Annotated in this window: 12 protein-coding genes; 8 read left to right on the top strand and 4 right to left on the bottom strand. The window is 40.0% G+C overall.

Annotated features, from left to right (window positions below):
- The first annotated feature begins 34 nt into the window (after positions 1–34).
- Entirely contained in the window at positions 35–517 is a 483-nt protein-coding gene (locus HWQ44_RS17525) for a cupin domain-containing protein (RefSeq protein ID WP_292720946.1), read from the top strand.
- 385 nt (positions 518–902) lie between these two features.
- Here the strand turns inward: HWQ44_RS17525 and HWQ44_RS17520 are convergent, their stop codons facing one another.
- The 3 genes from HWQ44_RS17520 to HWQ44_RS17510 all read right to left on the bottom strand — a co-directional run bounded on the left by HWQ44_RS17520 (position 903) and on the right by HWQ44_RS17510 (position 5,238).
- The gene (locus HWQ44_RS17520; RefSeq protein WP_292720944.1) at positions 903–2,231 is read right to left on the bottom strand and encodes an ATP-binding protein; all 1,329 of its coding nucleotides are present in this window, start codon (positions 2,229–2,231) and stop codon (positions 903–905) included.
- Between the two features lie 92 nt (positions 2,232–2,323).
- Positions 2,324–3,661, bottom strand: a complete 1,338-nt coding sequence (locus tag HWQ44_RS17515) for a tellurite resistance TerB C-terminal domain-containing protein (RefSeq protein ID WP_292720942.1) — start codon at positions 3,659–3,661, stop codon at positions 2,324–2,326.
- A 227-nt stretch (positions 3,662–3,888) separates the two neighbouring features.
- Positions 3,889–5,238, bottom strand: coding sequence for an ATP-binding protein (locus HWQ44_RS17510; RefSeq protein WP_292720940.1), 1,350 nt, complete (start codon positions 5,236–5,238; stop codon positions 3,889–3,891).
- Positions 5,239–5,325: 87 nt separating this feature from the next.
- On the opposite strand from HWQ44_RS17510, the gene HWQ44_RS17505 reads away from it, so the two are divergent.
- The 4 genes from HWQ44_RS17505 (at position 5,326) to HWQ44_RS17490 (ending at position 8,880) form a co-directional block, all read left to right on the top strand.
- On the top strand, positions 5,326–5,646 hold the full coding sequence (locus tag HWQ44_RS17505) for a TMEM14 family protein (RefSeq protein ID WP_292720937.1): 321 nt from the start codon (positions 5,326–5,328) through the stop codon (positions 5,644–5,646).
- A 394-nt stretch (positions 5,647–6,040) separates the two neighbouring features.
- Entirely contained in the window at positions 6,041–6,172 is a 132-nt protein-coding gene (locus HWQ44_RS17500; protein WP_292720934.1) for a hypothetical protein, read from the top strand.
- 224 nt (positions 6,173–6,396) lie between these two features.
- A complete protein-coding gene (locus HWQ44_RS17495) occupies positions 6,397–7,638 on the top strand; it encodes an aminoglycoside phosphotransferase family protein (RefSeq protein ID WP_292720932.1) in 1,242 nt (413 codons plus the stop codon).
- A 153-nt stretch (positions 7,639–7,791) separates the two neighbouring features.
- A complete protein-coding gene (locus HWQ44_RS17490) occupies positions 7,792–8,880 on the top strand; it encodes a T3SS effector HopA1 family protein (protein ID WP_292720928.1) in 1,089 nt (362 codons plus the stop codon).
- Between the two features lie 180 nt (positions 8,881–9,060).
- Here HWQ44_RS17490 and xth read toward each other — a convergent pair whose 3' ends face one another.
- Positions 9,061–9,843 (bottom strand): exodeoxyribonuclease III, encoded by a 783-nt coding sequence (xth, locus tag HWQ44_RS17485; protein ID WP_292720925.1) that lies wholly within the window; start codon positions 9,841–9,843, stop codon positions 9,061–9,063.
- 456 nt (positions 9,844–10,299) lie between these two features.
- Here xth and HWQ44_RS17480 point away from each other — a divergent pair, with 456 nt between their 5' ends.
- The 3 genes from HWQ44_RS17480 (at position 10,300) to HWQ44_RS17470 (ending at position 12,746) form a co-directional block, all read left to right on the top strand.
- A complete protein-coding gene (locus HWQ44_RS17480; RefSeq protein ID WP_292720923.1) occupies positions 10,300–11,370 on the top strand; it encodes a glycosyltransferase family 4 protein in 1,071 nt (356 codons plus the stop codon).
- A 57-nt stretch (positions 11,371–11,427) separates the two neighbouring features.
- Entirely contained in the window at positions 11,428–11,613 is a 186-nt protein-coding gene (locus tag HWQ44_RS17475) for a hypothetical protein (protein WP_292720921.1), read from the top strand.
- 110 nt (positions 11,614–11,723) lie between these two features.
- The gene (locus tag HWQ44_RS17470) at positions 11,724–12,746 is read left to right on the top strand and encodes an alcohol dehydrogenase catalytic domain-containing protein (protein ID WP_292721051.1); all 1,023 of its coding nucleotides are present in this window, start codon (positions 11,724–11,726) and stop codon (positions 12,744–12,746) included.
- Positions 12,747–12,852: the final 106 nt, after the last annotated feature.

The following is a 12,852-nucleotide window of genomic DNA, read 5'->3' as shown; positions in this document are numbered from 1 at the left end:
TTTATTTTTTATGCCCAAACAAAAAACTTTTAATATGAGAAAACTGTCTCTGATTCTCCCTTTAGCTATCCTAGCTTTTGGCAGTGTAGTTGTTAAAAGCCAAGAAATCTCCTCACCCAATACTTACACTCAATCTGTTACCCGTGAAGTTCTAGCGAGTGGTTATCCTACTCAAGATAAAAAGCAGATTCTTGAGCTTGTACGCTATACCATCGCACCAAGAGCAAAACTCCCTACTCATACTCATCCGGGAATGCAGATTGAACGAGTAGAGGCGGGAAGTTTAACTTACACTGTTGTGGAAGGAGAAGCTAAAGTAACGAAAGCTAACGGCACAGAATTGATTCTTCAAAAAGGAAAAACTATACAGCTTACAGTTGGAGATTCTTTAGTTGAATCTGCCGGAATGGTTCATTATGGAGAAAACAAAACAAACAAGCCGATTATTCTGTTGTCTGCTTCTCTATTTAATGCTAATCAACCAAAAGCTATTTTAACCAATCCTAAAAACAGATGAATTTAATGAGAGATTTCGACTTTTGTCAGAGGTTTATTCATTCGTATTTTAAATGGCATCACACAGATGATGATATGATATCGTGTCCGGTTCAAGACTTATCATTAACACGGCAGGGGAGCAGGGGGCAGGGGGAAAGAGGGTTTCCTGGTTTTTGCACAGATGCGGGAATTATAACTAATTAGGCGGACATGATATGAGTCAACAGAGTTATCAGCAAAGTATCATCGAGTTGCTAAAGTTTAATCATGTTAACCCTCTCAATTTAAATGTGGAAGAACTTACCAACTTTGCAAAGTGTCACATAAAACTGAAGATTTAAATAATATTCTAAAGAAGGTTTTTCAATCTGCTTATTCTTCTAGTTCAGTGTCTTCATTATTAATTACAAACTAAATTCGGCTGCGCCATCCTCATCCACATCTGCATCCTTACCCATAGCAGTAGGTTTAAATTTGGAGCCATGAATTAATTCAGCAAACGCAATTCCTGGATTTTGGTGAAGAATATTCAGCACACTCATAAAATCTCGCACAATTTCCCCTGGTGTCAGTAATGCTTCTGCACCCAAGCGATTAATAATTTCTCGCACAAACTCCTTCAATTCACGATTTGTCAAAGTCTGTTCATACCCAAAATTGAGTGCATGAATCTCAGCTAAACGTTGCAAAAGCGTCAAAATTTCTGCTTCACTCAACGGGTTCAACCGAATCACTGGCCCTATATATTCCTGAACATTAGCTTGGGCAACAAAACGGCTTTCTTTTGTGCGTCTTTGCCAAGCTTGGTCTGCAAAAAGTCCCCGTTTGGGGTCTTCTAAAAATTTAGTTGTTCCACCAACGATAATGCCAAGATGTTCAGCTTTGCATTGCATGGTGTCGTTAAACATTGCCAGAAGTCGATTATAATTCTTTTCTCGTGTGACTGTAGTAGATATTTGATATAAATGTACCGCTTCATCAACTAAAATTAACAGTCCTTTATAGCCAATTTCAGCTACAAACTTCGCAAACAGTTTTATATAGTCATACCAACTATCATCATCAATAATTACCCGTACCCCTAAAGCTGCTTTCGCCTCAAGTTTAGTAGTAAATTCTCCCCGCAACCAGCGCATTGCCGCATTTTTTAAATCATCATCATCCATTCGGTAGCCGCGCCAATAAGCGATAATCACGCTACCAAAATCAAAACCGTGAACTAAATCTTCAATATACTGAACTACTTCTCTAATTTTTGATTCAACTTGGTCATCAAAACCATCGTCATTCGGACGCATTTCAGTTTCTTTAACCACTTGTTGTTGAATTTTATTAATCCATCCTTCTAAAATAGAGACTAAAGCTCCACCATCAGGACGAGTTTTTGTAGCTAGGTGACTCATTAATTCTCGATAAGTCGCGACACCTTCATTATTGCTTCCAGCTAATCGGCGTTCTGGGGATAAATCAGCATCGGCTACTACAAAACCTTGCTCCATCGCACGGTTGCGAATTAGTTGTAATAAAAAACTTTTCCCGGAACCGTAGTTACCAATTATAAAGCGAAATGCTGCTACACCTTCTGCAATATCATCGAGATTTTGTAATAGGCTTTTTAGTTCTTTTTCTCGACCTACTGCGATATATTCAACTCCCACTCTTGGTACTACCCCCGCACCAAGGGAATTGATTAAAGCAGTGGATATTTTCTTCGAGATTTTGAGCTTTGCCATGTCTTACACTTTACTTGATTATAAACGCAGAAACACGTAGTAAATATGGTACATATTCACATTACTACTAATATGATGACGGCAATAATAATTTAATTTGAGGAAGCGTGTCTAGCCATGAGACCTTCATACATCGCAATCATTTTTTTGACATCTATTATATGCTCCTGATAAACTTTTGGGCTTTCCGAATCAGAATTAATGATTAATTCACCAATAGTATCATTTGCCCGTTCATTTATAGAATCGATTAAGAGATTCGGCATAGTGATATTTGCTTCAGCAATTTTTTTAATCGCACTATTGGGATTATCTTGTTCAACTATAGCTTTTAATACTTGTAACTCATGTCCTGGGAGATTTCCTAGAAAACTATTCCATTCTTCAGGGATATTTTCCGATGTCTCAACTTCCGAATTATCAATGACATCTGAAGATTCAATTATTTCCGAAAATGGAAATAATTCAATATCATCTTCTTGGGAATTATCCGACAAAGGCTCTGGATTGAATGTTTCTACTTGTTGGAGTAATTCCCATACTTGATTTTGCAATGAGTCTCGTTCTTCTTGTAATAACGAAACTTGCCCCTGTAACTGCTGTAATTCTGCTTTTTGTTCTGCTAGTTGGGTTTGTGAAGAATTCAAGATAGCTTGGATATTTTCTCTTTCGGTTTTTGTCGCTACAAGTAATTGATTTTTTTGGGTTGTCTCAACTTCTAGCTCTTGAATTGTAATTCGCAGTTCGTATAATTTTTCTTCTAATTGGGGTTTTAGTCTGCCTAAAAGAGTTAAGTTGCTTTCAACTTCTTGTTTTTCCTGTTGAAGTTCGGAAATTTGACTTTGCAATTGGGTGATTTCAGCGCGAGATACATTACAGTTAGACTCCAAACGACGCTTCTCTGCTGTGAGTACAGAAAAAGCATTGTTCAATTCTATTTGATTTTTCTGCAAATTATTGATTTCAGTATGCAGGCTACTGATTTCCGTTTCTAACTGCTTTTTTTGTCCCGCAAATGTTCTTAGCTCTCGATGTAGACTATCCCTTTGGTTACGGCTTTCTGTGACTTGATTTTGCAGTTGTTGTGACTCAGCATATAATAAATTATGATGTTCTTCAATTTGATTTATTTCTCTGACAACACGAGCCTTTAATCCCTCCATATCTTTAATTCGCTTGCGGAGAGAACCTAAAACAAACATTTCATAATTTCTGCGTCGTTTATCTACGAATAATGCTGCTGCATAGATAGTAACGCCAGTAATTAAACCTGTGAGAAAGGCTTTATTAAAATCCCAGCTTGGGACAAGGCTAAGACCAAAACTCACACTAAAGGCAATTATCACTAGTATAAATCGATTGCTGATCGTTACTGATTGCATATTGCTGGTTTTTAGCGGATTTAAATTATCAGAATAAGTAGCTCTCATAATAATTTTTAATTCGTAATTCGTAATTCGACATGTTTAGTTAGAACACACAGATAATAATACTTCCTATAAAAGGGTTCCAATCTGTTATAGTCTTTGGCAAAATAAGATATTCTTCTCAAGCTTGGTATCATAGTCACTCTCCAATATCCAGTTATAGTTACTGGTGCATAACATTGTTGTGTAAATAGCAAAAAAGCGCAATCATCAATGAATTAATTTTAATGCTAGGTGTTGGAGGTATTGTTATTTGCATGAAGAAGTGTTAAGTCTGCTTTTAAAAAATCAATAAACTGCCGTGCTGTGCGTCCAGAACGACCATTATGGCGAGTTGCCCATTGTAATGCTTGAAATTCCAAATCTTCTTGGGTAATATTAATTTCAGCTTGTGCGGCTAGATGTTGTACAATTTTTAAATAAGTTTTCTGATTGGCTGGTTCAAAGGTCAAGGTTAAACCAAAGCGATCGCTAAACGAAAGCTTCTCCTGCATCGTATCCCAAGCATGGATTTCCTCGTTATCCTTAGGGGTAGGTCTATCCACAAAAAACTCCCGAATCAAGTGGCGGCGATTGGAAGTAGCGTACACAACTACATTTTGAGGCCGCGCGGTTAAATTACCTTCTAAAACTACCTTGAGGGATTTAAAGGCATCATCATCTTCTTCAAATGAAAGGTCATCGACAAAGATGATAAATTTTTGTGACACATTCCGTAAATGTTCCACAATTTCTGGTAAGTCTTTTAAATCAAATTTTGCTACTTCCAACAAGCGGAGGCTGCGATTGCTATATTCATTCAACAAAGATTTCACCAAAGAAGATTTGCCAGAACCGCGACTACCGTAAAGTAATACATGCAGCGCCCTCTCTCCTGATAATAAAAACTCTGTATTTTTTAGCAAAGCATCTTTTTGAGACTCGTAACCGACAAGCGCACTCAGCTTAATTGGGTCAGAATACCGGATACCGATAAACTGGCCAGATTGCCAGCGTAAAGCGCGATATTCTGCAAATAAACCAGAGCCACATTGCCGATAATAAGCTGCTAACTCTTCTACAGCATCACCCCAATTATCTAACTCTTGTAGATATGTAGCGAACTTTGTCTGTACTCCTACCAATTCTTGCTCTTTATACCACACTACTGGTGAAATGGGCATGTGAGCAACGCCTTGTATCCACTCACTCAAAGAAGCACTACTACATTCATAGAGACTTTGCAATAGTTGTAAATCATGCCGAACTGCTGCTATTAAAGCTGGGGGTAAATCTTCAAATTCTCGCACTTCAGCCAGCCTTGTAAAAGGATTCTTTGAGAAGAGAAGTTGAGTAATTAAATAGTCTTCCCAGTTTTCATTTCTAGCAGCCAAAGCGTGGAAGTAACTGCCGTAGGCTTGGAGACAACCGCGGGCATCGGCATCAGTGTAACGTATAGCTTGCAACAGTTCCAGAAATGCCATCCCCACTTCACCTTGGAGAACAGATTGGTACAGTAAAAGTGAGGCTGCTTGGCGCTGGAGATATTGAACTTTTGTATATGAGGAAGTACTTGCCATTGGCATCGCTTGATTATCCATCAATCAACTGTGTGGTATAGCTAAATAGCTATGGTAAATTGTCTGCTGACCCTGGCAATAAAGTCAAAGTCTACATAGGTTTTAACAATGAATTTAAGTATAGTGGCTGCTTTTGCTTACGGCATATTAGCTATTGTTGGTGGCATTATTGGCTACATTCAGGCTAGAAGTAGGGTTTCACTCCTAAGTGGTAGCATTAGTGGTTTATTACTAATACTTGCCGCTTACTTTCAACTCCAAGGGCAAACCTGGGGTTCGATTTTAGCAGTGTTAGTTACTGTCATTTTAGTAGTCTTCTTTGCATTTCGACTGGCGAAAACACGCAAGTTTATGCCTGCGGGATTAATGACGATTTTAGGTATGCTGGCATTGGCGGTGATGGTGAATCAAATTGTGGCTTTAAGGTAGCATCAGTCTCTAAGCAATAACCACCCTCCTGTTTTTTTGGTATGGCATAACTTTCCCTGCTCTGAATTATATTAGTACATTTATATTACTGTGAGTTGTTACCTTTGCCTTTGAAAAATACCCTGTTTCAAGCTTGACAAAAGTACACTTACATAAGATGCGCTCATGTAGGCTTTGTTTGCGATCGCCTATAGTCATCTACAATTTATAGGTGACGAAAATAACGCAATAACAATATTTCCAGCCATCAATTATGAAAATTAAACAAAAAAATAATTACTAATTGCCTAAAAAGTCCGGTTTTTTTGGCTTTGTGATGATAAATAAAAGTAATAGCGTTGAATGTCATGCTTCGTCCTGCGAAGGATTACTGAAATTCTTCGCTGCTTTCAGGATGATTACTGAACATCAAACAACATCTGCCGCTAATCAGTTTTTTGCTGGGGATGCTTCTTTGCCACATCAAAAGGCTCTACCACAAAACTTACTTGAGATGTATCTAAGTAACTATGCTGATAAAGTGTAAAGATGTGATGGTATCTGGGAGCAAATTTTAAAGGAATTGCAAAGAACTTGGTGCCATCTTGGCAGGTTTTTATCCTAGATATGGGATATTAGTAGATTGTACAAATCTTTATTGTTATTCACATCTGCCTTCTTGCACTAGTTACTATCTACTGAAAAACTGTTAAGGCCAAGCAAATTTGACACAGATAAGTTTAAGTAATTTAATGAAGTAGGAAATAATACATGGTATTATCACTGTCTTCTCATAACGTTATCCAGTATCTGCAAGACGCGGGTCTGTGTAGCTCAGAAGATGGCCCATCAGACAAATCTGAGTTGCCAGGAAGTAGTCAGAACAATTTCAAGTTACTAGTGACTTTAGCAGATAATCGGAAACTGCTCCTTAAACAAGAACGTAACGTTAACAACAATGACGCCGCGCCTCATGAATTGTTTCAGGAGTGGCTGTTTCACCAGTTGCTCCAACAGTTTCCAGTTCTAGGTAATACTTCAGCGATCGCACCATTGGTGGTGCATTTTGACGAACAAAATTCTATTCTCGTTCGCAACTACCTGAGTGAATATCTGGAACTTGCGACATTGTACCACAACAATGAGATTTTTCCACAAGAAATTGCCTCTGCCATCGGCACTACTTTGGCGGGACTACATCGCGCCACTTACAATCGCCGAGAATATCGGGATTTTATGGCAACTGCTCCCCAAGGAGAGTTTCGCTATGGCTTTTACAATCCAGCGCAAGGGGTAGGGTCAATTGGGCCGGAGATTTTTGGGACTGTTCCCACGGATGCACTGAAATTCTATCTTCTCTATCAACAGTACGAGAGTTTGTCATCTGCGATCGCAGATTTGGCCTATAGCTGGAATCCTTGCTGTTTGACTCATAACGACCTGAAATTGAACAACATTTTGGTTCATTCCAGGTGGGAGCAACTAGACAATTGCCTAGTCCGACTAATTGACTGGGAAGCTTGTTCTTGGGGAGACCCAGCCTTTGATTTAGGAACTTTACTGGCAAGCTACTTAGGAATTTGGCTCAAAAGCCTCGTAGTAGACCCCACCATTGAGTTAGAAGAATCTCTACATTTGGCATTGACACCGTTAGAGATTTTACAACCTTCAATTATTGCCCTAATTAGAGCTTATGTGAATGCTTTCCCCATGATTTTAGAATACCGCAGTGATTTTATTTTGCGCGTTATCCAGTTTGCGGGGCTGGCACTGATTCATCAAATTCAGGATATGATTACGTGCCGAAAATACTTTAATAATACTGAAATTTGTATCCTCCAAGTAGCTAAAAGTCTCCTGACGATGCCGGAGCCAGCTGTAATGACCATTTTCGGGATATCAGAGTCAGAAATCCTGAATCCTGTCGCAAAAATCCATAAATTTCCTCAGCCTGTAAAAGAGCAGCAGTTACTTCGCATTTATTACGAAAAAACTCGGCTGCGTGGTTGTTAATAGTAGGGAGCAGAACAATTTAAAAACCAAATTAAAAATTTAATTAGACACTTTGAATTGTTCTGCTTATTCTCTTATTATACATATCCGAGTCTTTATGCCCAGAGTAGCTTGATAATTTTTGATTTTAAAGTTTAAGTTCTGAATGGATTAATGCTAAATTACTCTATCAATCAACCGCTAAATTCTCTATTTGACATTGCTAAGAATATCCAGATTGAGTCAAATTTTTGTATTTATCATCCCAACTATCAACCCTTTGCTCTGCCGACTAAAATAGCCGACAGATTTCAGCAAAATTCCGTAGATTTACAACAGAAGTATCTTACTCTCCTGCTGCGAAATTTTCTCTATGGAATCTATTACAATGGCTCCCTGCAAAGTACTTTGGCAGTCAATATTGATAGTACTAATCACCCGCCAAAACGTAATTTAACAGAAAATTCCATTTTAGAGATTGATTGGGAATTTTACGAGCAACTGCACACCAGTAATCATGGCACAGGTTACTTTGACCCGCGATGGCAGGTGTTGCGGAAAGAACCTGATGGGACTATGGCGGTGACTAAAGGCGGCTTGACACTTTATGTTGAGCCAGATTGCCATTTAAAATCCAGTAAGAAATCTACCAAAGTGGGTGATATGGTAGCAATCTGGATGCCTAAAAATCGACTGCAAAACGGCTGTTACTTGGCAGTTAGCAATGTCGGACAGGAACAGCAGAGCAACCCCGATGCCGATTTAGGGGCAGGGCGAATCTACTTTAACTTTACGGCATCAGGTGCGATCGCTCTGATGAAAAGCTTGACACTGCAATTGAACGCAGCCTTGATACCCTTTAGCTTTCAGGTTCTCCACAACCCTTCTGCATACAGACGCTATGATTCGGGGCTACTCTACTTTGAACTCCCCGACTATCCAGCAATCCGCACAATTCTTCAGGCTGTTTATATAGAAAATCAATCGCATTTCCAGCCTGAAATTCCCTTGTTTACAAAATTTTTAGCCCCAGGGTTAGGTTTAGCCGAAGAACCAACTCAAAAATTTGCCGCACAAGAAAGTTTTGGGATGAACCGTTGCCAAATTGTTGCTAATGCTTTATTGGAAGCTTGGCAAAAAGGTAAGAATGCAATGGAAGAACGAATGAGAACAATTGACCAACATTTTGCGCGACACTTAATAGATTTGCAGCGTCCTTATCTCAATCCCAGTTCTGAGGATATATACAAGCCTTTAAATTGATTGATGGGGCATGGGGCATTTGTACTGAGCAAACGCAAGTGCGTCTCCAAGAGTTGCCGTTGGCGCACCCTCTCGTGCAGAAGTATTGAGCATGGGCATAAGGGAGTAGAGGAGGATAGGAAAAGTTGCAGCAAGTTTTTATTTACACTCTACCTCTTCCCTAATGCCCAATGCCCCAATTCAAAATTCCACAATTACCGGCGTATGGTCGCTGGGTTGGGTTAATTTTCTGGGTGCGACATCGATAATGCAACTTTTAGCACGCTCATACAGAATAGGCGTGAGATAGTGATGGTCAATCCGCCAACCTAAGTTCCGACGAAAGGCAGCGGAGCGATAATCCCACCAGCTATAATTTCCACCTTCTGTGGTGAATTTGCGAAAAGCATCGGCAAATCCCAGTTCCAGAATATCCCGTAAGGCTTGGCGCTCTGCTTCTGTTGCCATAATGTGATTTTCTGTACTCACTTGCTCGTGAATATCCTTATCTTCCAGAGCGATGTTGAAGTCGCCGCACACACAAATTGCAGATTCTGACAACACCAGCAATCGCAAATACTCGTGTAGCGCTGTCAACCAGCGCATTTTGTATTCGTATTTCTCTGTTCCTACTGCTGCACCATTGGGAACATATAAATTCACAATCCGAATACCATCAATTACACCTGTAATCAGGCGCTTTTGCTCGTCCCATTCGTGGTGTAAATCTGGCAAAATCGCCCTAAATCCGCTACTGACATCTAAAAGTGGCTGGCGGCTAATCAGGGCTACGCCGTTATACGATTTTTGTCCTGATATATAAATGTTATAGCCTAACTCCTCAAAAGGCGATCGCGGAAATTCGGCATCCATAACTTTGGTTTCTTGCAAGCAGAGAACATCAACAGGATTCAGGGTTAACCAATCGATAACCTGTTCAAGGCGAGTGCGAATTGAGTTGACGTTCCAAGTAGCGATTTTCATTAGTTAATTATCAGGGTTTTTGTAAATTACTAATTACAAATTATGTAATTATTGTACAATTACTTAATATTTATAATTTATGTTCCATTTTCTAATTACGTTTAAACGAAGCTTTAATGACTTGATCCCATTGAGTTTTTTAGTATTCTCAGCTACAAAATATTCAATTTTGTAAGTTATGCTACAAAATATTCTACCTCATTATGATCCCCAGGACAGATGCAACAAGTAATAGATTAGCTATAGGTTAGAAGTGTAGCTTAGGGTTGACTTTTCCTGATAGTCGGTTAGATTTGTCGGTAGAAAATTTGCGGTAGGGTTAAACGTTATTGCACTTTTGGTAGTCTATTAGGTTAATTTAAATATCAAAAGAGTAAGTAGAAATGCTCTTTCCTCATAAAATAATGGTGTAGCTCATTATTGAGGACAGTTTCATCGACTGAACCAAAAAAACTTATGAAAATCGCTCAAGTTGCCCCCTTATGGGAAAGGGTTCCACCTCCTAATTATGGAGGAATAGAACTGGTAGTGAGTCGCTTAACTGATGAACTTGTTCGTCGCGGTCATGAGGTAACTTTATTTGCCTCTGGCGATTCTCAAACTTTGGCTCATTTAGAAGCAGTTTATCCGCGGGCATTGCGCTCAGACCCAAATGTTAAAGAGTATGCAGTGTATGAAATGCTAGAACTGAGCCAAGTTTACCAAGATGCTGCCCAATTCGATATTATCCATTCTCATGTAGGGATTTCGGCACTACCTTTAGCGAGTTTGATAACAGCAACTTCTACAGTGCATACCCTGCACAATAATTTTACAACAGACAACCGTCACGCATTTAGCTACCACCAAAAGCAACCATACGTCAGCATTAGTAACTCACAGCGTCAAATCGATCTCAATTATATTGGCACGGTTTATAACGGAATTGAGTTAGCAGATTACCCATTTGTAGCCCGACCGTCAGAACCTGCATATTTGGCATTTTTAGGTCGTTTTTCACCAGATAAAGGCCCGCAACACGCGATCGCCATTGCTAAACAGAGTGGTTGGCGCTTGAAGATGGCAGGAAAGGTTGATGCAGTAAACTCTGAGTTTTTTGAACAAGAGATTGCCCCCCACATAGATGGTCAGCAAATCGAATATCTTGGCGAAATTAACCACGCCGAAAAAGCTGAACTTCTGGGCAATGCTGCGATAACTCTTTTCCCCATTAACTGGCAAGAACCTTTTGGCTTAGTAATGATTGAATCAATGGCAACTGGTACACCAGTGATTGCCATGAATTTAGGTTCTGTACCTGAAGTGATTGCCCACGGTCAAACAGGTTTTATCTGCAAAAGCTATGCAGAAATGGCGGCAATGATTCCACCAGCTTTGGAACTCAATCGTCAAACCTGTCGAAAACATGTAAAAAATAACTTTAGTGTTAGCCAAATGGTTAACGGATATGAAGCTATTTACAGACAAATTATTAAAGACCGCATAGAATCGAATGGCCGCATTCATGCAGCTAACATTCAGTTTTAATCAACTGCTTTTTTTACTGAGCTTAAAACAACAATTTTTTTTAAGGAGGACATTGGTATGAGTACGAGAGCCAACAATTGCCCATGCTGCGGTGGTTCCCTCCTGCGTCATGCCCGTCATGGTGAACTATATTGGTTTTGCCTGTCGTGTCGACAAGAAGTACCGCTATTAACTGCTACTCGCCTGCCTAATGTGGAAACCCGGAACACCGGAGTGGTTCCCCAGCCAGCGGTGAATACCTAGTTTTTCAATCAATAATAAAACCTACTAAAAATCAATCCTGATTTAGTTTAGACCTATCAACTAACTTCAACTGGTAAAATCGGATGGAGCTAATTGATAGGTTTAAAGTTTTGTTAGCAGCGTTACTTCATGGTCAAGAAGATTTACGCCTAGAGCAAGTTCCTGACCCCACTCCGGCGGCTGGCGAAGTTGTGATCCAGGTGGGGGTAGCAACAACTTGTGGTACAGATTTGAAAGTCTGGCGGCGTGGTGGTCATGCCAAAATGCTGATACCGCCAACGCTGTTTGGTCATGAAGGTGCTGGGCAAATTGTTGCTTTAGGTGCAGGGGTGACAAATTGGCAAGTAGGCGATCGTATCGTCGCTAATAATTCTGCACCATGCATGGAATGCTTTTTTTGTCAACGTCAAGAATATTCCTTATGTGCAAATTTGACCTGGAATAATGGGACTTTTGCCGAATACCTGAAAATTCCTGCACCGATAGTAGAGCATAATTTGTTGCAGATTCCCGATGAGTTGCCGTGGGAATTGGCAGCTATGACGGAACCCTTATCTTGTGTGCTACATGGTGTAGCGCGTTCTCATATTAAGTCTAAAGATCAAGTAGTCGTCTTGGGAGATGGGGCGATCGGGTTGATGTTTGTGGCGGCGTTGAGTGGGAAAGCTGAAGTTTTGTTGTGGGGAGGTAATAACCACAGACTAGAAATTGGTCAGAAATTGGGTGCAGCCCAAACCTTTAATTATCATCAAATCCCAGATATTCCCAGTGTGGTGAAAGAACTTACCCAAGGATGGGGTGCAGATGTAGTAATTGAAGCCACTGGTGTACCAAGTGTTTGGGAAACTGCGATCGCCTGTGCCCGTCCTGGTGCAACAGTCAACTTATTCGGTGGATGTCCACGGGATACTAGCATTACCGTCAATACAGAACAGCTACACTATAGCGAACTTACCCTCAAAGGCGTGTTTCATAATACACCAGAGTATGTGCGATCGGCGCTTGCACTCATAGCTAGTCGCAAAATACCCTTTGAGTTACTTATTAGTGAACAGCGCCCATTAAAAGATTTAGAACAGGTGTTTTGTGAAATGAAAGCGCGTCAGGTAATTAAGGTGGCGATGATTCCTTAGTATTTTGGCAACTATAGAACCCATTTGATATCTTTTAGACGAGCAAGTAGAATCAACAGAAATTAGGTGCATTGAAACAGTTTAGGGTTGAAAATGGGGTATTCAA

The organism is Nostoc sp. JL34 (genome assembly GCF_017114945.1).
Lineage (GTDB): Bacteria > Cyanobacteriota > Cyanobacteriia > Cyanobacteriales > Nostocaceae > Nostoc.
Note: the sequence above shows the minus strand (reverse complement) of the source record. Positions and strands in the feature narration are given on the sequence as shown.